The organism is Nesterenkonia pannonica (assembly GCF_019575955.1).
Lineage (GTDB): Bacteria > Actinomycetota > Actinomycetes > Actinomycetales > Micrococcaceae > Nesterenkonia > Nesterenkonia pannonica.
Window position 1 is genome coordinate 1,807,620 of record NZ_CP080575.1, and the last position, 21,584, is coordinate 1,829,203.

8 protein-coding genes and 12 pseudogenes are annotated in these 21,584 nt (G+C 65.5%); 5 read left to right on the plus strand and 15 right to left on the minus strand.

Annotated features, from left to right (window positions below; all coding sequences use genetic code 11):
* Nucleotides 1-63 precede the first annotated feature (63 nt).
* From tkt to zwf, 4 pseudogenes are all read left to right on the plus strand, one after another.
* Nucleotides 64-2,188, plus strand: a pseudogene (gene tkt / locus K0H76_RS12990) (transketolase).
* Between the two features lie 31 nt (nt 2,189-2,219).
* Nucleotides 2,220-3,336 (plus strand): annotated as a pseudogene (tal, locus tag K0H76_RS12995) (transaldolase).
* Nucleotides 3,337-3,402: 66 nt separating this feature from the next.
* Nucleotides 3,403-5,046: pseudogene (locus tag K0H76_RS13000) on the plus strand (glucose-6-phosphate isomerase).
* A gap of 61 nt (nt 5,047-5,107) precedes the next feature.
* Nucleotides 5,108-6,585 (plus strand): annotated as a pseudogene (gene zwf / locus K0H76_RS13005) (glucose-6-phosphate dehydrogenase); the annotation flags it as partial.
* A gap of 205 nt (nt 6,586-6,790) precedes the next feature.
* Here zwf and K0H76_RS13010 read toward each other — a convergent pair.
* Both K0H76_RS13010 and K0H76_RS13015 read right to left on the minus strand, forming a co-directional pair.
* Entirely contained in the window at nt 6,791-7,051 is a 261-nt protein-coding gene (locus K0H76_RS13010; RefSeq protein ID WP_258933273.1) for a hypothetical protein, read from the minus strand.
* Between the two features lie 12 nt (nt 7,052-7,063).
* Nucleotides 7,064-7,204, minus strand: coding sequence for a hypothetical protein (locus tag K0H76_RS13015; protein ID WP_258933274.1), 141 nt, complete (start codon nt 7,202-7,204; stop codon nt 7,064-7,066).
* 91 nt (nt 7,205-7,295) lie between these two features.
* Here K0H76_RS13015 and K0H76_RS13020 point away from each other — a divergent pair, with 91 nt between their 5' ends.
* A complete protein-coding gene (locus K0H76_RS13020; protein WP_258933275.1) occupies nt 7,296-7,448 on the plus strand; it encodes a 6-phosphogluconolactonase in 153 nt (50 codons plus the stop codon).
* A gap of 121 nt (nt 7,449-7,569) precedes the next feature.
* Here K0H76_RS13020 and secG read toward each other — a convergent pair whose 3' ends face one another.
* From secG to K0H76_RS13085, 13 genes and pseudogenes are all read right to left on the minus strand, one after another.
* Nucleotides 7,570-7,821: a preprotein translocase subunit SecG gene (gene secG, locus K0H76_RS13025; RefSeq protein WP_146341570.1), complete on the minus strand. Its 252-nt coding sequence runs from the start codon at nt 7,819-7,821 to the stop codon at nt 7,570-7,572.
* Nucleotides 7,822-7,883: 62 nt separating this feature from the next.
* Nucleotides 7,884-8,695: pseudogene (tpiA, locus tag K0H76_RS13030) on the minus strand (triose-phosphate isomerase).
* Nucleotides 8,696-8,724: 29 nt separating this feature from the next.
* Nucleotides 8,725-9,950: pseudogene (locus K0H76_RS13035) on the minus strand (phosphoglycerate kinase).
* Nucleotides 9,951-10,040: 90 nt separating this feature from the next.
* Nucleotides 10,041-11,047 (minus strand): annotated as a pseudogene (gene gap / locus K0H76_RS13040) (type I glyceraldehyde-3-phosphate dehydrogenase).
* A 160-nt stretch (nt 11,048-11,207) separates the two neighbouring features.
* Complete coding sequence (locus tag K0H76_RS13045; RefSeq protein WP_146341566.1) at nt 11,208-11,831, minus strand: superoxide dismutase; 624 nt, start codon at nt 11,829-11,831, stop codon at nt 11,208-11,210.
* A 159-nt stretch (nt 11,832-11,990) separates the two neighbouring features.
* Nucleotides 11,991-12,966, minus strand: a pseudogene (gene whiA, locus K0H76_RS13050) (DNA-binding protein WhiA).
* Nucleotides 12,967-13,078: 112 nt separating this feature from the next.
* Nucleotides 13,079-14,121 (minus strand): annotated as a pseudogene (yvcK, locus tag K0H76_RS13055) (uridine diphosphate-N-acetylglucosamine-binding protein YvcK).
* A 9-nt stretch (nt 14,122-14,130) separates the two neighbouring features.
* Entirely contained in the window at nt 14,131-14,733 is a 603-nt protein-coding gene (locus K0H76_RS13060) for a hypothetical protein (protein WP_258935409.1), read from the minus strand.
* Nucleotides 14,646-15,020, minus strand: coding sequence for a hypothetical protein (locus K0H76_RS13065; protein WP_258933276.1), 375 nt, complete (start codon nt 15,018-15,020; stop codon nt 14,646-14,648). The genes K0H76_RS13060 and K0H76_RS13065 overlap by 88 nt, the downstream gene beginning before the upstream one ends.
* 41 nt (nt 15,021-15,061) lie before the next feature.
* Nucleotides 15,062-17,043, minus strand: a pseudogene (gene uvrC, locus K0H76_RS13070) (excinuclease ABC subunit UvrC).
* A 3-nt stretch (nt 17,044-17,046) separates the two neighbouring features.
* Nucleotides 17,047-17,693 (minus strand): annotated as a pseudogene (locus K0H76_RS13075) (1-acyl-sn-glycerol-3-phosphate acyltransferase).
* A gap of 93 nt (nt 17,694-17,786) precedes the next feature.
* Nucleotides 17,787-20,675: pseudogene (gene uvrA, locus K0H76_RS13080) on the minus strand (excinuclease ABC subunit UvrA).
* Nucleotides 20,676-20,836: 161 nt separating this feature from the next.
* On the minus strand, nt 20,837-21,553 hold the full coding sequence (locus K0H76_RS13085) for a type 1 glutamine amidotransferase (RefSeq protein WP_258933277.1): 717 nt from the start codon (nt 21,551-21,553) through the stop codon (nt 20,837-20,839).
* Nucleotides 21,554-21,584: the final 31 nt, after the last annotated feature.

The following is a 21,584-nucleotide window of genomic DNA, read 5'->3' on the forward strand; positions in this document are numbered from 1 at the left end:
CGCTGGATCTTCTTCCGGCGCCCACAACAACACCGAAGCACCATCCTTGGGAGGACACCCGCTGTGACCGAATCCGCAGTCCGCAACTCTGCCGCATTCACCGACCTCGACCGTCGTGCCGTGGATTCCATCCGAGTCCTGGCCGCGGATGCGGTGGAGAAGGTGGGCTCAGGCCACCCCGGCACCGCGATGTCGCTGGCCCCCGCGGCCTACCTGCTCTTCCAGAAGGTGATGCGCCATGACCCCTCGGATCCTCACTGGCTGGGTCGCGACCGCTTCATCCTTTCGCCCGGCCACACCTCGCTGACGCTGTACCTGCAGCTGTTCCTCTCCGGCTACGGGCTGGAGATGGAGGACATCAAGGCTCTGCGCTCCTGGGACTCGAAGACCCCAGGGCATCCCGAGTTCGGCCACACCGACGGCGTGGAGATCACCACGGGACCCCTGGGACAGGGGCTCGCCTCCTCCGTGGGCTTCGCCTACGGGCAGCGCCGCCTGCGCGGAATGCTGGACCCCGACGCTGCCCCAGGCGAGTCCCCTTCGACCACAGCGTCTGGGTCATCGCCTCCGACGGCGACCTTCAGGAGGGCGTCACCTCTGAGGCATCGTCCTTGGCAGGCCACCAGCAGCTCGGCTCCCTGAACGTCATCTGGGACGACAACAAGATCTCCATCGAGGACGACACCAACATCGCCTTCACCGAAGACGTCGCCGCGCGCTATGAGGCGTACGGATGGCACGTCCAGCGCGTCGACTGGCTGAAGACCGGCGACTACCAGGAGGACGTCGACGAGCTCGCCCGCGCCGTCGATGCGGCCCGAGCCGAAACCTCCAAGCCCTCGCTCATCTGCCTGCGCACAGTCATCGGCTGGCCCGCGCCGAACAAGCAGAACACCGGCGGCGTCCACGGCTCCGCCCTGGGCGCAGACGAGGTCGCCGCCACCAAGGAGTTCCTCGGCGCTGACCCCGAGAAGCACTTCCACATCGACGACGACGTGCTGGCTCACGCCCGTGAGGTCACCGTCCGCGGCAGGGACGCCCGAGCAGCCTGGGAGAAGACGTACCACGCCTGGCGAGAGGCGAACCCGAAGAACGCAGAGCTGCTGGACCGGCTCGAGTCAGGCCGACTGCCCGAAGGCTGGGAGCAGGCCATCCCTGAGTTCCCAGTAGGCGAAGCTCTCGCCACGCGAGCGGCCTCAGGCAAAGTCATCAACGCGATCGCACCAGTCCTTCCTGAGCTGTGGGGCGGATCAGCCGACCTTGCAGGCTCGAACAACACCCTGATCAGCGGCGAAGACTCCTTCGGACCCTCAGCCGCTTCGACGGGCAAGTTCAACGCCCGCGACTACGGCCGCAATCTCCACTTCGGTGTGCGCGAGCACGCAGCCGCGGCCATCACCAACGGTGTGCAGCTCTCGCTCCGCTGCGGACGTACAACGGCACCTTCCTCATCTTCTCGGACTACCAGCGCCCCGCCGTCAGACTGGCGGCCCTCATGGGCGTGGGCTCGATCTTCGTGTGGACCCACGACTCGATCGGACTCGGCGAGGACGGGCCCACACACCAGCCGATCGAGCAGCTGGCATCCCTCCGCGCCATTCCCGGACTCGATGTCGTGCGTCCTGCAGACGCGAACGAGGTGGGAATCGCATGGCGCGAGGTGATGAAGCGGGCGGACCGCCCCGCTGGTCTCGCGCTGACGCGCCAGGGCGTCCCCACGTATGAGCGAGGGTCCGGGCCTACCACGGCAGAGGCGTTCGGCTCCGTCGAAGGGGCCGCACGCGGCGCCTATGTCCTGGCCGAGGCGGTCAAGGACGGTCAGGCTGTCAGCCCCGACGTCGTGCTCATCGGCACCGGCTCCGAGGTCTCCCTCGCAGTCGAAGCGCGCGAGGCACTGGCGCAGAAGGGAATCGCAGCCCGCGTCGTCTCAGCACCGTGCCTCGAATGGTTCGAGGAGCAGGATGCCGAATACCGGCAGTCAGTGATCCCATCCGAGGTGAGGGCCCGCGTGGCGGTCGAGGCAGCATCTCCTATGTCGTGGCATCGCTACGTCGGAGACGCAAGCAGGACCGTCACCCTGGATCACTTCGGCGCCTCAGCCGACTACAAGACCCTCTACAAGGAGTTCGGCATCACCGCCGAGGCTGTCGCCCAGGCCGCCGAAGAATCCATCCACGCAGCCGCTTGATCCTCACCCGCGGCAGGAAAGGAACACAGACATGACGAACGAAAACACTCAGGCACTGTCCGACGCCGGAGTCTCCATCTGGCTGGACGATCTCTCCCGGGAGCGCCTCAACGACGGCTCACTCGCCGCCCTGATCGAAGAGCGGAACGTCGTCGGAGTCACCACCAACCCGACGATCTTCGAAGCTGCCCTCTCCAAGGGTGATGCCTACGAGAACCAGCTCAAGGAGCTCGCCGCCCAGGGCGCCGACGCTGAGCATGCAGTCTTCGACATCACCACCTCCGACGTGCGGGAAGCATGCGACGTGTTCTCCGGCGTGTACGCCGCCACTGACGGCGTCGACGGACGCGTATCCATCGAGGTGGACCCCAGAATGGCCCGCGACGCCGACAAGACCATCGCTGAGGCGAAGCGTCTCTACGACGCAGTCGGACGCGAGAACGTCATGATCAAGATCCCCGCGACCGTGGAGGGCATCGAAGCGATTGCGGCGACGCTCGCCGCCGGCATCAGCGTCAACGTGACGCTGATCTTCTCGCTGGAACGCTACCGCGCGGTGATCAACGCCTTCATGCTCGGCCTGGAGAAGGCGCATGCCGACGGGCTCGACATCTCCAAGATCCACTCCGTCGCCAGCTTCTTCGTCTCCCGCGTCGATGCGGAGGTCGACAAGAGGCTTGAGCTCGCCGCCGAGGAGGGAAGCCCGACACCGCCAAGCTGAAGTCCAAGGCCGCCCTGGCCAACGCCCGCCTGGCGCACCAGATCGCCAGCGAATCGTTCACCTCGGAGCGCTGGCTCCTTCTGGCTGAGCGCGGCGGTTACCCCAGCGCCTCCTGCTTGCCTCCACCGGCACGAAGGACCCGAGCCTGTCCGACACGCTGTACGTCACAGAGCTGGCGGCTGCAGGCGTGGTGAACACTATGCCTGAGAAGACCCTCGAGGCCCTCGCCGATCACGGGAAGGTCGAGGGCGACACCATGTCCGACACCTACGTCGACTCCAACCGCGTGCTGGACGGCGTCTCGGCCGCAGGCATCAGCTACCGGGACGTGGTCGACCACCTCGAGGCGGACGGACTCGCCAAGTTCGACAAGTCTTGGGAAGGCCTGCTCGAGACGACGGCCGAAGGCCTCACCCGCAACTCCTGAAGGCTCTAGCGCCCTACGACCCCTGTCACCGCGTCTTCGTTCCAAACGGAAAGGTTCAACCGCGTCATGAGCTCTTTGTCCCTGTCACTGCTCGGAGCTGCCCGAGAGGCGGCCGATGCTCACGTCCCCGGTCTCGTGGACCACGAATTCGCCTCACGCCTGGGCGCCAAGGACCATACTCTGTGGGGCAGGCCGCCGAAGAGGAAGCATCCAAGCGTCTCGGGTGGGTCTCCCCTTCTCTGCGGCGCGTGATCTCATCCCCAGATCGCGCAGCTTCGGCAGGAGCTGAGCGATGAGGGCGTCGAGCGCGTCGTTCTTGCGGGCATGGGCGGCTCCTCGCTGGCCCCGAGGTCATCTGCGCCACGGAGGGTGTCGAGCTCGTCGTGCTGGATTCGACGGACCCGCAGCAGGTTTCCGCCGCGCTCACGGACCTGGGCCGAACGGTTCTGGTCGTCTCCTCGAAATCCGGCTCGACCGTGGAGACGGATTCGCAGCGCCGCATTGTGCAGAAGGCCTTCGCCGACGCAAGCATCGACGCATTCTCAAGGACAGTTGTCGTCACCGACCCCGGCTCGCCCATGCAGGAGCAGTCTGAGTCCGACGGCGTGCGAGCCGTCTTCCAGGCTGACCCCAGCGTAGGCGGCCGCTACTCCGCGCTCACAGCTTTCGGGCTCGTGCTTAAGCAGGGCTGGCTGGGGCAGACATCGAGACCCTCGTGGACGACGCGGAGGATGCCGGCGAAGTCCTCTTCGCAGATGACCCTTCGAACCCGGGCCTGCAGCTCGGCGCCGCCCTCGGCGGCACGTCGCCGCTGCGGGACAAGCTGGTTGTCGCGGACGCCTACTCGCCCCTTGTGGGGCTCGGCGCCTGGATCGAGCAGCTCATCGCCGAATCGACCGGGAAGCAGGGAACCGGGGTTCTGCCGATCATCGTTGCCGACGGCGAGCCGGAGCTCTCGCGCGACGCCGACGACGTTCTTGTCACCGAGATCGTGGATGCAGATGCCGACGAGAGCTCCTCGGTGGACGGCGATGAGGCAGACACCGTCGTGTCTCCCCACGTGATCCGGACCGGAGGAAGTCTGGGCTCTCAGTTTCTGCTGTGGGAGACGGCTACAGCTGTCGCGGGTTCTCTGCTCAGCCTGAACCCCTTCGACCAGCCCGACGTCGAATCCGCGAAGAACGCTGCCCGAGGCCTCCTCGACGGCGGCCTGCCGGAGCCCGAGAAGGCTGCTGTCGACGGTGCCGTGGAGATCAGGTCCTCAGGCAGCGATTCGCTGCTGAGCGAGGACAGCCCGGGGCTGACCGCTGCTCTCAAAGCTCTCCTCGAGCAGATTCCCGCGTCCGGCTACCTCGCCGTGATGGCATACGCGGACCGAACCTCGGAGAAGTCCTCGAAGAGATCCGTCCGCAGCTCGCGGCCGCCTCCGGGCGGCCCGTCAGCTTCGGGTGGGGACCCCGCTTCCTGCACTCCACGGGACAGTTTCACAAGGGCGGACCCCACGTGGGCGCCTTCCTTCAGATCACAGCCGCCGCCGACGCTGACCTTGACGTCCCCGACCGGCCCTTCAGCCTCAGCCAGCTCATCTCGGCACAGGCTCAAGGCGACGCCCAGGTGCTCGCTGGTCATGGAATGCCCGTCCTGCAGCTCCACCTCACTGACCGCCGGGCAGGAATCGCCCAGCTGCTCGAGGCAGCTTCGTCACTATGAGCACAGCCGCAGACGCACCGACACAAGGGAACGGACGCGCCAACACACCGGCTTACCCTGCGCCGTGGTGATGTTCGGCGTGACCGGGGATCTGGCACGCAAGAAGCTGCTGCCCGCCATCTACGACCTGGCCAATCGGGGACTGCTGCCCCCAGGCTTCTCCTTGGTGGGCTACGGGCGCCGCGGATGGTCGCATGAGGACTTCGCCGATGAGGTCGAGACACACGTGCGTGCTTAAGCACGCGCACGGGCTTCGATGAGGAGACGTGGCACAGCCTGCGCGAGGGACTGAGGTTCATCCCGGCGGAGGGGTTCGACGACGATGAGGCCTTCCGGCGACTGGGCGAGACGCTCGATGAGCTGAAGACGCAGCGAGGCACCGAAGGCAACCATGCGTTCTACCTCTCCATACCTCCCAACTCCTTCGAGACTGTCTCCGAGAAGCTCTCCACCCACGGTCTGGCGCATCGCAGCAAGCATGCGGCCGATCCCTGGTCCAGAGTCATCATCGAGAAGCCCTTCGGCCACGATGAGGAATCGGCTCATGAGCTGAACGTCGCCGTCGAAAAGGTCTTCGACCCCGACTGCGTCTTCCGCATCGACCACTACCTGGGCAAGGAGACGGTCCAGAACCTGCTCGCCCTCCGCTTCGCCAACCGGCTCTTCGAACCCCTCTGGAACAATCAGCACGTCGACCATGTGCAGATCACCATGGCGGAGAACTTCGGCATCGGCGGACGCGCCAGCTACTACGACGGCGTCGGCGCCACGCGCGACGTCATCCAGAACCACCTTCTCCAGCTCCTCGCCCTCACCGCCATGGAGGAGCCGATCAGCTTCGACGCCGATCACCTCCGACGGGAGAAGGAGAAGGCCCTTGAAGCCGTTCAGGTGCCCGAGGATCTGGACGGTTCGAGCGCGCGGGGCCAGTACACCTCAGGCGAAGTGCACGGGCAGCGCATCACCGGCTTCCTTGAGGAGGAGGGCTTCGACCCACACTCCACCACGGAGACCTTCGCCGCGCTGAAGCTGAACGTCCAGACCCGCAGGTGGGCAGGCGTTCCCTTCTACCTCAGGAGCGGCAAGTGTCTTGGCCGACGGGTCACTGAGATCGCGGTGATGTTCAAGCGAGCTCCCAATCTCCTCTTCACCGAAACCGACGAGGCCGAGTTCGGCGGCAACGCGCTGATCATACGGATCCAGCCGAACGAAGGCGCCACCCTGAGGCTCACCTCCAAGGTTCCCGGGACCACCATGGAAGTGCGAGACGTCGACATGGACTTCAGCTACGGACGGTCCTTCACCGAGCAGTCGCCCGAAGCTTACGAACGCCTCATCCTGGACGTGCTCCGAGGCGAGCCTCCCCTCTTCCCGCGCCACCGCGAGGTGGAGCTCTCATGGAGGATCGTCGACCCGTTCATCAAACGATGGGAGTCGATGAGCAAGCAGCCCGAAGCCTACGCGCCCGGCACATGGGGACCCGAGGCTGCCCACACGCTGATGCTCCGCGACGGACGCGAGTGGCGAGTGCCCGCCTGAGGACGAGGCCACCCCTGTTCACCGGACATGGAGGTTAACCTCCTAGCGTGAGGCGCAATCAACAAAAGTTGTACAGACGCATCCCCAGGAGGATCAATTCATGCTTCACGTCAAGGAACACGCTGCGGTTCCCGCAACAGACATATACGCCGATCTGTCAGAGCTGACGCAGAGCGTCGCGAGAAAACTCCTCAGCACGCTCAGATCAACGGTGGAGGATGAGGGCTTCGCCCACGTGGCTCTCACCGGCGGAGGGCCCGGCATCGGCGTGCTCAAGGCTGTGGCCGAGCACCTCGCCTCCGAGGAGGGCTCGCGCACAGCGCCTGACTGGAGCAGAGTGCACATCTGGTGGGGCGACGAACGCCTCCTCCCTGGTGGCGAAAGTGACCGGAACGACCAGCAGGCCCGCGAAGCCCTGCTCGACGCTCTGGTAGCCCACCACGGGCTTCCGGAAGAGAACATCCACGCCATGCCCACCTCAGAGGACGCCGCCAACCCAGAGGCCGGAGCTGAGATGTACGCGCAGCAGCTTCAGGCGCACGCTCCTGCAGGAGGCAGCAATGGCCTTGCGCTCCCCAAACTCGCCGTCCACCTGCTCGGCGTGGGGCCCGACGGCCACATCAACAGCCTGTTCCCCATAAGGACGCACTGCACGTCTCAGGGCAGGCGGTCACCAGCGAAGATGATGCCCCGCCGAACTCGGACCGCCTATGCGCGTCACCCTGACCTTCGACGCCATCCACTCCGCAGAACGCGTATGGCTCGTGACCGCCGGGGATTCGAAAGCCGAAGCAGTCTCAAAGGCGTTCGACGAGGACACCCCGTGGAGGAGATCCCTCGAAGAACGCTCGCGGCATCGGTGAAACCATATGGCACCTCGACAGAGCGGCAGCCAGCCGCCTCTGAGGCCCGGAACTGCAGACGAGAGGGCGGGACCGACAACTGCATTCGGTCCCGCCCCTCTCGTCTGCAGAGACGCTCAGATCAGACGTCCATGCCGCCCGTCATCATCAGACCAAGGGCCACGATGATCACGCCCCACACGACGCCGAGCGTCACGGTCAGGCGATTCAGATTTCGCTCCGCCACGCCGGAAGCACCCAGCGAGCTGGTCACGCCGCCGCCGAACATGTCGCTGACGCCGCCGCCACGCCCCTTGTGCAGGAGGATCAGCAGAATGAGGAGCAGACTGACACAGGTCAGCAGAACCTGAAGGGTGAGGGTGACGAAGTCCACTCAAGACCTTTCTTCGGGGAGAACAGCACAGACCAGCATAGCCCCTAGGGGCCTGCGCGCGCCTACGCCGTGACGTGCTTCTCAAACTGGGCGATCTTCGCGAACTCCTCTGCGTCCAAGGAGGCACCGCCGACCAGGGCTCCATCCACATCTGCTCCGGCGAGTATCTGAGCCACGTTCGAAGACTTCACGGATCCGCCGTACAGGAGCCTAACTCCTCGCGCGAACTCCTCGGAGTACAGCTCCTCGAGGCGGCGGCGGATGGCCTCCGCCATCTGCTGAGCATCTTCCGGGCCCGCCACTTTGCCAGTGCCGATAGCCCATACAGGCTCATAGGCGATGACCAGCTCGCTCAGCTCATCCGAGGCGGTCCCGGCCAGTGCGGCATCCACCTGGTCCAGCGTGTGCTGCACATGGTTTCCGGCCTCGCGGACCTCAAGGCCCTCCCCACGCAGAGCACAGGCGCGAGCCCATGACGAAGCGCGGCCTGCAGCTTGGCGCTGAGGACCTCGTCCGTCTCCTGATGGACTTCGCGCCGTTCCGAGTGACCCACGAGGACGAATGAGCAGCCCAGCTTCTCCAAGAAGCCTCCCGGAATGTCTCCGGTGAACGCCCCGGAGTCCTGCGGCGAAAGGTCCTGCGCGCCGTAGGCGAGGCTCAGCTTGTCGCTAACCACCAGGGTCTGGACGCCGCGAAGGTCCGTGAAGGGCGGAAACACCGCAACCTCCGTACGCTCATAGTCGTGCTTCGCGTCGTCCAGGGTCCACGCGAGCTTCTGGACCAGGGCGATCGCCTGCATGTGGTCCATGTTCATCTTCCAGTTGCCCGCGATCAGGGGCTTGCGGACAAACTGTCCGTTCTTCTGCAGAGTCATACGAGTCCTTTGTTGGCGTTCTTGAAAGGTCAGAGACCCAGTGCTTGGATGCCGGGGAGCGTCTTGCCTTCGAGATACTCGAGGCTCGCTCCACCGCCGGTGGAGATGTGTCCGAAGCCTGACTCATCGAACCCTAGGGTCCGCACTGCCGCTGCGGAGTCGCCGCCGCCGACCACGCTGAAGGCCTCGGCCTTAGAGAGTGCGTCCGCCACGGTGCGCGTCCCGTGGGAGAACGCCTCCATCTCGAAGACTCCCATCGGTCCGTTCCAGAAGACCGTCTTCGACGCGGCGATGCTCTGAGCAAACAGCTCCGCAGACTTCGGCCCGATGTCCAGGCCCAGAGCGTCGGCTCCGTGGCTGCCCGTCTCCAGAGCGTCCACAGAGAGAACCTCACGCTCAGCGTCGGGAGCGAAAGCGGACGCCATCACAATATCGGTGGGCAGCACAAGTCGGCAGTCGTGCTCAGCCGCGAGGTCCATGAAGCGGCTGACCGTGTCGAGCTTGTCATTCTCCACCAGGGACTTTCCGATGCCGAAGCCCTGCGCCTTCAGGAACGTGAAGACCATTCCTCCGCCGATGAGCAGCGTGTCAGCTTTGGGGAGAAGGTTCTCGATGACTGCGAGCTTGTCCGACACCTTCGATCCCCGAGAATCACCGTGTACGGACGCTCCGGGCTCGTGGTCAGCCGTTCAAGCACCTTCAGCTCCGACGCCACCAGGTCTCCCTGGTACGCAGGCAGCTCCGCAGCAATGTCCACCACGGAAGCGTGAGCCCTGTGCACCGCACCGAAGGCGTCATTGACGAAGGCGCCCTCAGGTCCGGTCAGCGCAGCGAGCTCGCCAGCCAGCGTCTGACGCTCGCCCTCATCCTTCGACGTCTCACGAGGGTCGAAACGCACGTTCTCGAGGAGAAGCACTTCGCCGCTTCCGAGAGCGTCTGCTGCCTCACGGGCGGAGGGACCGGTGAGGTCCTCGGCCCGCCTCACCGTCACTGAGCTGAGTTCGCCCATGCGATCAGCGACCGGCGCCAGTGAAAACTCAGGGACCGGCTCGCCCTTCGGACGGCCGAGGTGCGCGGCGACCAGCACTTTGGCCCCGGCGGCTGCCAGCCTCTCCAGCACGGGAAGCGAAGCACGTATGCGGCCGTCGTCGGTCACCGCACCGTCTGCCAGCGGAACGTTGAGGTCTGAGCGAACCAGCACCGAACGGCCCTGGACACCTTCATCGAGGAGGGACTCGAGAGTCTTTGCTGTCATAGTGATCAGACTACCAATCGCTGCGGAGGCAAACAGGCCCCGGCCCATAGGTGGGTCCGGGGCCTGAGATCTGCGCCTGAGGCCGCAGGATCAGAGCTTGCCTCCCATGAAGACAGCCATCTCCGCCAGACGGGAGGAGTAGCCGTACTCGTTGTCGTACCAGGAGAAGACCTTCACGGTATTGCCGATCACCTTCGTGAGCGGAGCATCAAAGATGCTGGCGTGCGGGTCGCCGACGATGTCGCTCGAGACCAGCGGGTCCGTGCTGTACGCCAGAGCTCCGGCCAAAGCTCCCTCCGCTGCCTTCTCGAACGCAGCATTCACCTGATCCACGGTCACGCCGTCCTTCTCCACCGTCACGGTGAGGTCCGTGCCGGAGCCCGTGATGACGGGAACGCGGACGGCGAACCCGTCAAGCTTTCCGTCGACCTCGGGGATGACCAGCCCGATGGCCTTCGCGGCGCCAGTAGACGTGGGCACCATGTTGACGGCTGCGGCGCGAGCACGGCGGGGGTCGCTGTGCGGGGCGTCGTGGAGACGCTGGTCGCCGGTGTAGGCGTGCACTGTGGTCATGAGGCCCTCGACGATTCCGAACTCGTCATTGAGCACCTTGACCACTGGGGCCAGGCAGTTCGTGGTGCAGGAGGCGTTCGAGACCACCGTGTGGTTCTCGGAGTCGTATGTGTCCTCGTTGATCCCCATGACCAGGGTCGCGTCCACGCCCTTGCCCGGTGCGGAGACGATGACCTTCTTCGCCCCCGCTTCAATGTGCTTCGAAGCGGACTCTTTGTCCGTGAAGAAGCCGGTGGCCTCGATGACGATGTCAACGCCCAGGTCGCCCCAGGGAAGGTTGGTTACTCGCGGTCCGAGAAGAGCTTGATGCGGCTTCCGCCGACGACCAGTTCGTCCCCGTCCATCGAGACATCGGTCGGGAAGCGTCCCAGCACTGAGTCGTACTTGGTCAGGTTGACCAGCGCCTCCGGGGCGGTCAGGTCATTGATGGCCACCACTTCGAGGTCCTGGCCCTGGTCCTGGATGACGCGGAGAAAGTTGCGGCCGATGCGTCCGAAGCCGTTGATCGCGATTTTTGTTGCCATAGGGTCCTCCTGGAGAGTTCTTCCGTGGGCTGAAACAGCAATTGGGGACCAGCGGCCACGCGTAGCGTGGCTGCTGATCCCCAACATCGTTGTTGCTGATATGAAGTTAGTATCTCATGCTTCGAGCGTGATGTGCATCACGCTGTGCAGTCGGGCCTGATCAGGGAGCGATCAGCGAGGATGCCCCGGAGCGGGCTGCGGAGAGTCGCTCCGCCACATCGTCCCAGTTGACGATGTTCCAGAAGGCCTTCACGTAGTCCGGCTTCACGTTCTGGTAATCGAGGTAGAAGGCGTGCTCCCACATGTCCAGCATGAGCAGCGGCGTCGTGGCCACCGGCACACCGTTCTGCTGGTCGTAGAACTGCTCGATGACGAGGTTCCCGCCGATGGGCTCGTAGGCCAGGATGGCCCAGCCGGAGCCCTGGATGGTCAGCGCGGCCTGGGTGAACTGATCGCGGAATGCCTCGAATGAGCCGAAGTACTCGTCGATTGCGGCCGCCAGCTCGCCCTCTGGCCGCTCCTGACCGTTGGGGGTCAGGTTCTTCCAGAAGATGGAGTGGTTGGTGTGACCGCCGAGGTTGAACTGGAGGTTCTTCAGCAGCAGCGGCGTGGTGGAGTAGTCACCCTTCTCGCGCGCCTCTGCCAGCTTCTCAAGCGCGGTGTTGGCGCCGCCCACGTAGGTGTTGTGGTGCTTGGAGTGGTGCAGCTCCATGATGCGCCCGGAGATGTGAGGCTCCAGCGCGCCGTAGTCATAGTCCAGCTCAGGAAGTGTGTACTCAGCCATGGTTCTTCCTCCTTGGTTGCGGAATACGTCGAGGTCAGTGCCTCGCTCCGGGTCTCATCATATGCACGCCGCAGGCCGAAATTAACCCTTTCACGCGATACGGCATGAACTGTTCACCCATGGAGAAAAATACAGAATAAAGCCAGTTTTTAGGCAGTCCTAATCAATCATGTCGTCCGGCACGTCGGCGTTGGTGTCTGGGATGCCCAGCTCCTCAGCGCGCTTGTCCGCCATCGCCAGCAGACGCCTGATCCGGCCCGCGACGGCGTCCTTGGTCATGGGCGGATCCGCCAGGCGCCCGAGCTCGTCCAACGACGCCTGCTTGTGGCCCAGGCGCAGTAAGCCGGCGTACTCAGGTGCTCAGGCACCTCATCGCCCAGGATCTCAAGGGCGCGCGCCACTCGCGCACCCGCAGCCACAGCCGCCTGGGCGGAGCGGCGGAGGTTCGCGTCGTCGAAGTTCGCCAGCCGGTTCGCTGACGCTCTGACCTCTTTGCGCATCCGCTTCTCCTCCCACACCAGGAGGGTCTGGTGGGCGCCCATGCGCGTCAGCAGCTGCGCGATGGAATCGGCGTCGCGGATGACGACGCGGTCTGCGCTGCGCACCTCACGCGCTTTGGCCGTGAGCCCCAGGCGACGCGCGGCGCCCACCAGCGCCAGTGCGGCCTCCGGCCCCGGACACGTGACCTCCAACGAGCAGGAGCGTCCGGGCTCGGTCAGCGAGCCGTGCGCGAGGAACGCGCCTCTCCATGCCGCGACGGCATCCGCCACAGCACCGTTGACGACAACCGCCGGCAGACCTCGCACAGGGCGTCCCCGCCCGTCGAGCAGCCCCGCCTGGCGAGCCAGCGAGTCACCGTCGCGGACCACGCGCACGACGTAGCGCGAACCCTTCTTCAGGCCGTTTCCTGAGACGACGATGACCTCGCACGAATGGCCGTAGACCTCGTGGAGGGCGGCGCGAAGACGACGAGCCGTGGCCGCGTGGTCAAGCTCGGCCTCGATGACGATGCGGCGCGAAATGACGTGAAGCCCCCGGAGAACCGCAGCATGGCTGAGACTTCTGCCTTGCGCTCGGATGTGGTGGAGACCTCCGTGCGGGAGAGTTCGTCCTTGACCGACTCGGTCAGCGCCATGTCTTCGAAGAGTCCTTGGGGTCGTGGTCGGGCGGGCATACAGCCACGTCATCGTACTGGAAGAGGGTATCCCCATCGGTGCGGTCGGCCAGACGCATCATGCTTTCAGCGCTCAGTCCCGCGCCTCGTGGAAAACCTCGTTGAGCGCAATGGCCAGTCGCAGGATGTCATGGACCTCAGGCTCATCGCCTCGGCGAACCTTGGCGTAGGTCACCTGTGCGCCCAGTCTGGAGGCGGCCTGCTCGAGGCCGGGGCGCTCGGCCTCGGCGATGCAGCGGGGTCCGCAATCACTGAGTCGATGTGCACCTCGGGTGCGTAGTCGTGCAGCACGTCGAGATGATCCGCGGGGTCATTCCGATCGTCTCATCCGTCTCCGACAGCAGATTCATGACCACGCATCGCCTCGCCTCAGTCTCCGCCAGCGCGCTGCGCAGCTCCGGAAGCATGAAGTGCGGCAGCACGGAGGTGTACCAGGATCCGGGGCCGAATACGACCCAGTCGGCGAGCTCAATGGCCGTCACAGCCTCCTTGCAGGCCTCAGCCTCCTGGGGTGCAGCCGCAGGTCCGTGAGTCGGCCGAGCCGACCCGCCTTCGCAAGCTCCGCCTGGGAGTCCATGCGCACCAGCTCACCGTCATCGCCGGAGCCGGTGCGCACCAGTCCCGACATCGTCAGCGGTGTGCGCGACATCGGAAGCACCTGGCCTCGAGCGCCGAGCAGCGCCCCGCCCAGCGGAGCCCGTCGACGGAGTCGCCCAGCAGCTCCCAGAGGGCAACGATCAGGAGGTTTCCGACCGCATGATTGTCCAATCCCCTGACCGTCCTTCGACCGGAGGCGATGCTGCATCACTGAGGCCCATGTGCGTCCCCACTCGTTGTCATCGCAGAGAGCCGTCAGCGCCATACGCAGATCCCTGGAGGCAGGACGTCCATCTCCTCGCGCAGTCGGCCGGAGGAGCCGCCGTCGTCTGCGACGGTGCAGATCGCAGTGAGGTGCTCCGCAGCGATCACGCGCAGCGCCCGCAGGGTCGACTTCAGCCCGTGGCCGCCGCCGAGGGCTGTCACACGGAAGCTCGTCCCGGACGAGCCCGAGGCGGACTCAGCGAAAGCCCCGATGCTGGGCAGTGGCCCGGTGACGGTGATGGGTCCGCTCGACATGTTCCCGGCCTACTCGCGTCCGAGGTCCCGGTGCACCACGTTCACGGTGACCGAGGGGAGCTGATCGAGGCGACGTGCAAGCTCCTCGCCGATCGCCACCGAACGGTGCTTTCCTCCTGTGCATCCCACGGCCAGCGTCGCGTAGTGCTTGTTCTCCCGGCGGTAGCCCCTCAAGCACCGGCTGCAGGGCCTGGACGTACAGGTCGACGAACTCCCTGCGCCCTCATTGGTCAGAACATAGTCCCGCACGTTCTGGTCCTGCCCTGTGTAGGGCCTCAGCTCGGGAACCCAGTGCGGGTTGGGGATGAAACGCACGTCGGCGAGATAGTTCGCGTCCGCGGGCACTCCGTACTTGAAGCCGAAGCTCATGACGTTGAGCCGCAGAGTCACGGGCCCGTCATCGCTGAACAGCTCATTGACCGCACTCGCCAAACCGTGGACATTCAGGTCAGTGGTGTCGAGCACCAGATGGGCTGAGTCCTTGACGTCCTTCAGGACTTCGCGCTCAGCGTGTATGCCGTCGACTATGCGACCTTCGCCCTGGAGCGGGTGGGGCCGCCGACCCTGTTCGAAGCGGCGGACGAGGAGCTCGTCGGATGCGTCGAGAAACAGCAGCCGGTAGCCGATCCCCGCGGCAGTGACCTGCGCCAGGAATCCCGCATGTTCGAGTAGAGACGGCGGGAGCGGACGTCCAGCACCACGGCGAGCTTCTCCACGGAGCCCGGGTTCCGGGCGATCAGGTCCATCATGGTCGTAATCAGCTCAGGGGAGCCCTCGACGACGTACCAGCCCATGTCCTCGAGGGCGTGGGCTGCCGTGGTGCGGCCTGCGCCTGACATGCCGGTGACGATCAGCAGCTCGCTCTCCGGCGGCTTCATGGGAGCCAAGTCATTGATCACATCTTGAGCCTACCTGTCCCTGCGCTAAGCGCGTCACCGAATCACTCCCCGGGAGAGGACTCGCCGTCGGGATCTGACTCAGGAGCATCGCCTCGCAGATGCCTCAGGATCTTCTCCGCACTGGCCAGACCCAGCCCCGGCACCGCTGCGACGTCCTCCGGAGCTGCCTGGGTGAGATTCGCGACGGAGCCGAAATGCTCCACCAGGGCCGCCCGCTTCTTGGGGCCCAGACCCGGGACATCGTCCAGCGCCGAGTGCGTCATCTGCTTGGACCGAGCCGTGCGGTGGTAGGCGATGGCGAACCGGTGAGCTTCGTCCCGAATGCGCTGAAGCATGTAGAGACCCTCTGAGCTGCGCGGAAGGACGAGGGAAAGTCATCGCCGGGCAGCCATATCTCCTCCAGACGTTTGGCCAGGCCGACGACCGGCATATCCATCAGTCCGAGCTCGTCCAGCGCTGCGCGTGCCGCGTTGACCTGCGGCTGCCCGCCGTCCACCACCACCAGACTCGGCGGATACGCGAACCGCACTGCCTCCCTGTCCACCGCAGTGGACTCCTTCGCCTCAGCGTCGATCTCACCGCTCTCTGCGACGGCCTCCTCGGAGACAGGGCTCTCGGCCTTCTCGAGCTCTTTGAGGTAGCGCGAGAAGCGTCGAGCGATCACATCTCTCATCGCTGAGGTGTCGTCGCGTGCCGCTGCGCCTCGGACTGAGAAGCGGCGATAGTCCTTCTTCTTGGGCAGGCCGTCCTCAAGGACCACCATCGAGGCGACCACGTTGGTGCCTCCGGTGTGCGACACGTCGAAGCACTCGACGCGCAGCAGCGGCTCACTCAGATCCAGGTGCTCCTGCAGCTCGCGCAGCGCCGCGGACCGGGTGGTGAGGTCGCTGGAGCGCCGTGTCTTGTGCAGCCGCAGCGCCTGCTCCGCATTCTCGGCGACCGTTCCGAGGAGCGCCGCCTTGTCACCCCGCTGGGGCACGCGAAGACTGACCTTCGCCCCCGCATCTCGGAGAGCCAGAGGCCTATCTCCTCGTGATCATCGGGCAGTGCAGGAACCAGCACCTCACGAGGGATGCGCTCGGCATCCGGCATGTCGCCGTACACCTGCAGCAGCAGCTGCTCGATGAGCCTCGCCTCGTCGATGTCCTCCACCTTCTCCGAGACCCAGCCCCGCTGACCGCGGATTCGACCCTGACGCACGTGGAAGACCTGGACGGCCGCTTCGAGCTCGTCCCCGCGACGGCGAAGATGTCAGCCTCGGTATCTTCGGGCAGCACGACCGCATTGCGTTCGAAGACTCGGCGCAGAGCCTGCAGATCATCCCGGTGGCGTGCCGCGTCCTCGTACCGCAGCTCTGCAACGGCTGCTTCCATCTGCTGCTCGATGCGCCGCATGTGCTTCTCCGGGCGACCTGACATCACCTCGACGAACTCCTCGGCCAGCCCTCGGTGCTCCTCCGCACTGACTGCGCCGACGCAGGGAGCCGCGCATTTGTCGATATAGCCGAGCAGGCAGGGACGCCCGGACGCCTCCGCGCGCTTGAAGACGCCTGCGGAGCAGGATCGCACCGGGAAGACGCGCAGCATCGTGTCGACGGTCTCGCGGATCGCTTTGGCGGGGTGGAAGGGGCCGAAGTACTTCACGCCCTTGCGCTTGTCCCTCTCATCACCTGAACGCGCGGGAACTTCTCGTTCATCGTGACCGCAAGGTAGGGGTAGGACTTGTCGTCCCGGTACATCACGTTGAATCGAGGGGTGTGCTGCTTGATCCAGGTGTACTCCAGCTGGATAGCCTCCAGCTCGGAGCCCACGACGGTCCATTCCACACGCTCAGCGGTGTGGACCATGGCATAGGTCTTCGGCGGCAGCTGCTTCGGCGAGGAGAAGTACGAGTTGAGCCGGGAGCGAAGACTCTTGGCCTTGCCGACGTAGATCACACGCCCCTGCGCATCGATGAACCGATACACACCGGGCTGCGTGGGGATCTCCCCTGGTTTCGGCCGGTAGGAGGAAGGGTCAGCCATGGATCAGCCGCCGGTGCCGCCCTCGGTGGTGTCGCTTACTTCCGCGGGGCGGGCGTTGTAGGAGTCGACGCGCTCCTGCCCGGACAGCTCAGCGATGGCGTCCATGATCTGAGCCGTCGCGTCTCGACGCGCCTTCAGCGGCTGCTTCTCCATCCTCTCGAACCTGAGGGGCTCCCCGCGTGCACCTCGAAGCTTCGGATCCGAACACGGTTCGAGTCGGGAGCCTGCAGCTCCTCAGTGCCTCGAAGACCGACCGGTATGACGGGCGCCCCGGTGGCAAGCGCGAGCCAGCCCACACCGTTCTTTCCTCGGTAGAGCCTGCCGTCGCGGCTCCGGGTGCCTTCCGGGTAGATGCCGACGCCGGAGCCGGACTGGACCATCTCGCCCAGCCCGTACAGGGCCTCCACCGCACCCGACTGCTTGTCCCGGTCGACGGGGACGGAGCCGAATGATTCGAAGAAGAGCTTCATGCCGCGGCCCTTCAGGCCGGTCTGGGCGAAGTACTCAGCTTTTGCGAAGAAGCTCACGGGTCTGGGGAAGATGCCCTGGATGAGAACGGAGTCCAGGAAGCTGAGGTGGTTGCTGGCCACGATGAACCCGCCCTCAGAGGGAACGTGCTCCAGACCGGTCACGGTCGGACGGCAGAGCATGCGAATGACTCGCCCCCGGCCTTTCGCACACGTTCGTGCTTCGCACGTCGGTCGCCTCCGACGGCGGCGTGACCGGGGTCCCTTCAGCGGTGCTCATCGGGGTGATGGTAGCAACATCTGGGCCAGGTAGCGCCCGGTGTGCGACCCCGTCTCCTCGTGCTGCTCGGAGACCTGCTCGGGAGTGCCCTGGGCAACGATCCTGCCGCCGCCGCTTCCTCCCTCGGGGCCGAGGTCGATGATCCAGTCAGAAGACTTGATGACGTCCAGGTTGTGCTCGATCGTCACCACGGTGTTGCCCTTCTCCACGAGGCCCTGAAGGACTGCGAGGAGCTTGCGGATGTCCTCAAAGTGAAGTCCGGTGGTCGGTTCGTCGAGCACGTAGATGGAGCGGCCGTTCGAGCGTTTCTGCAGTTCGGAGGCAAGCTTGACCCGCTGGGCCTCGCCGCCGGAGAGGGTGGTTGCGGACTGCCCCAGCCGGACGTACCCGAGGCCTACATCGACCAGCGTGCTGAGATGCCGTGAGATGGGTGCGAAGGCGGAGAAGAACTCGGCAGCCTCTTCGATAGGCATGTCCAGCACCTCAGCAATATTCTTGCCCTTGTACTGAATCTCCAGGGTCTCCCTGTTGTACCGCGCACCCTGGCAGACTTCGCAGGGCACATAGACGTCCGGCAGGAAGTTCATCTCGATCTTCAGCGTGCCGTCGCCCGTGCAGGCCTCGCACCGTCCGCCCTTGATGTTGAAGCTGAACCTGCCCGGCTGGTACCCGCGCGTCTTCGCTTCGTTGGTCTGCGCGAAGAGCTTCCGGATGTGGTCGAAGACACCCGTATAGGTGGCGGGGTTTGAGCGGGGCGTCCGTCCGATGGGGCTCTGGTCGATCTGGATGATCTTGTCGAGGTGCTCGGCCACACCTTCGATGCGGCGGTGGCGGCCCGGCACCTGGCGGGCATTGTTGAGCTTGTTGGCCAGCGCCTTGGAGACGATCTCGTTGATGAGGCTCGACTTCCCGGAGCCTGAGACCCCGGTGATGCCGAGGAAGATGCCCAGAGGCAGGTCGACGGTGACGTTGTCGAGGTTGTTCTCGGTGGCTTCGACCACTCTCAGCACGCGGGAGCTGTCGACGGGACGCCGCTGCTCCGGAACGGCGATGACCCGCCTACCGCTGAGGTAGTCGCCGGTGATCGATGCCTCGTTGGAGCGGAGTCTCTCGACTGAGCCCGAATGGACGATGCGTCCCCTCGCTCGCCGGCGCCCGGGCCGATGTCGACGGTCCAGTCCGCCTGCGCGATGGTGTCCTCATCATGCTCGACGACGATCAGCGTATTGCCGAGATCGCGCAGCCGCGTCAGCGTGCCGATCAGACGGGTGTTGTCCCGCTGGTGGAGACCGATGCTCGGCTCGTCCAGGACGTAGAGGACGCCCACCAGACCGGAGCCGATCTGCGTCGCCAGACGTATTCGCTGCGCTTCGCCGCCGGACAGCGTCCCGGCGGCCCGCTCCAGGGTCAGGTAGCTGAGCCCCACGTCGAGGAGGAACTGCAGGCGAGCGTCGATCTCCTTCAGGACCTGCTCGGCGATGGTCTTGTCTCGGGATGAGAGCTCCATGCTGTGGAAGAACGCGGCGCATTCATCCAGCGGGTACCGCGCCACCTCGGCGATGGACCGCCCCTCCACCAGGACCGACAGTGAGCCTGGGTTCAGCCGCTGCCCCTCGCAGGCCGGGCAGGGAATCTCCCGCATGTACTGCTCATACCGGTCTCGGGCGTTGTCGGTCTCGACCTCCTCGTGCTTGCGCTGGATCCAGCTCAGCACTCCCTCGAACCCGGTGGAGTACTTGCGCTCACGCCCCCAACGGTTGCGGTACTGAACCACAATCTTGTGATTCCGCCCGTGCAGCAGCGCCTTCCGAGCCTTCTTGGACAGCTCCTTCCACGGTGTGCGCATGGAGAAGCCGAGCTCAGAGGAGAGCCCCTCGATCATGCGGACGAAGTAGTCCTTGGTGGTCGAGCCCGTCGACCACGGTGCGATGACGCCGTCCTCGAGGCTCAGCGAGTCGTCCGGGATGACCAGATCCTCGTCGACCTCGAGACGAGAGCCGATCCCACTGCATGCATCGCACGCCCCGAATGGGGAGTTGAACGAGAAGGAGCGCGGCTCAATCTCATCGATCGGCAGCGGATGCTCATTGGGACAGGCGAGGTTCTCTGAGAACTGCCGCATCTTCGGTCCCGTCAGACCTTCCGGCACTCGCTCATTGGCGGGGGTGCCGTCCGAGCTGAGATCGACGAGCTCGATGCTCAGGCGCCCTCGGCCTGCTTGAGAGCGGTCTCGATGGAATCGGTCAGGCGCTGGCGCATGCCGTCCCGAATGACGAGCCTGTCGATGACGACGTCGATGGTGTGCTTGTACTGCTTCTCCAGGGTCGGAGGATCGTTGAGCTGCACGACGTCACCGTCCACGACGGCGCGGGAGAATCCGGCACCGGCCAGCTCGCGGAACAGATCCTTGAACTCACCCTTGCGTCCGCGGACTACGGGCGCAAGCACCTGGAAGCGCGTTCCCTCCGGAAAGGCCAGCACCTGGTCGACGATCTGCTGCGGCGTCTGCCGCTCGATGCGCTCCCCGCACTCCGGACAGTGCGGAACGCCGATGCGCGCCCAGAGCAGGCGCAGATAGTCGTGGATCTCTGTGACGGTGCCGACCGTCGAGCGAGGGTTCTTCGAGGTGGACTTCTGGTCGATGGACACCGCCGGGGAGAGTCCTCGATGAAGTCGATGTCCGGCTTGTCCACGCGCCCGAGGAACTGCCGGGCGTAGGCCGAGAGCGATTCGACGTACCGACGCTGCCCCTCGGCGAAGATGGTGTCGAAGGCCAAGGACGACTTCCCCGAGCCCGAGAGCCCGGTGAACACGATGAGCGCGTTGCGGGGCAGCTCGACGCTGACATTCTTGAGGTTGTGCTCGCGCGCGCCCTGGACGACGATCCGATCCGCTTCGGCGCTCCCGGCAGCGCCGTTCTCGGCAGCCGCGCGGCGGCGTCGTCGTAGTAGGCGTCCACGGACTCGATCACGGCGGAGGCAGTCTCAGTCACCCGGCTTAGTGTATGGGCCGACCCATGATCGAACAAACATTCGAGGACCTCGTCCTAGGGCGCTGCCGCCTCAGCGCGGCACACCTCGACGAAGCGTTCGGCCACAGGCTGAAAATAAGCCTCGATGTCCCCTGCCCGGCGGGCGAACGAGGCCAGGATCTCCTCCGGGCCCCTGCCCGCGGCGAGGGAGCCGGGCCCGAGGGCCCAGGCAGCGAGGGTCTCCTCATCGGGCTCGGGATGGAACTGGACGGACCAGGCGCAGTGTCCCATGCGAAACGCCTGCACCGGCGCATCGGTCCCCTCGATCAGGTGCACGGCACCGGCCGGAAGCTGCGCGATCTCCTCCTGGTGCCAGAGCACGGCCTGAGGGTGCTCCGGCAGGCCGCGGAACAGCCGGTCCTCCTGCGCCTCAGGCCTGAGGGTCAGCTCGGCAACTCCGAGCTGCGGAGCAGTGCGTCGAAACACGTCCACGCCGTAGGCCGCGGCGCACAGCTGGGCACCCAGGCAAATATTCAGCGTAGGCAGGCGAGCGTCCACCGCCGTCCTCTGCAGGGCTCGGACATCGGGCAGCCACGGCCATCGGTCATCGTCGTGCGGGGCGGCGGTCCCTCCGAGCACGATGAGGCCGTCAGCGCCTCCTGCGCGCGGAGGCACCTGGTCGCCTCGGTCCGGCCTGCAGATGCGCAGATGAGCGCCCGCCGCCTCCAGCCACAGGCCGAGGCGCCCCAGGCCGACGGTGTCTTCGTGCTGGATCACCAGAATGTCAGTCACTCGGTGAGTGTAGGGGCACCGGCGCCGCCCG

Bases quoted from the DNA above. Each gene is read 5' to 3' on its own strand.
- K0H76_RS13020 (WP_258933275.1), top strand. From the start codon at position 7,296: ATGCGCGTCACCCTGACCTTCGACGCCATCCACTCCGCAGAACGCGTA.
- K0H76_RS13045 (WP_146341566.1), bottom strand. From the start codon at position 11,831: ATGGCTGAGTACACACTTCCTGAGCTGGACTATGACTACGGCGCGCTG.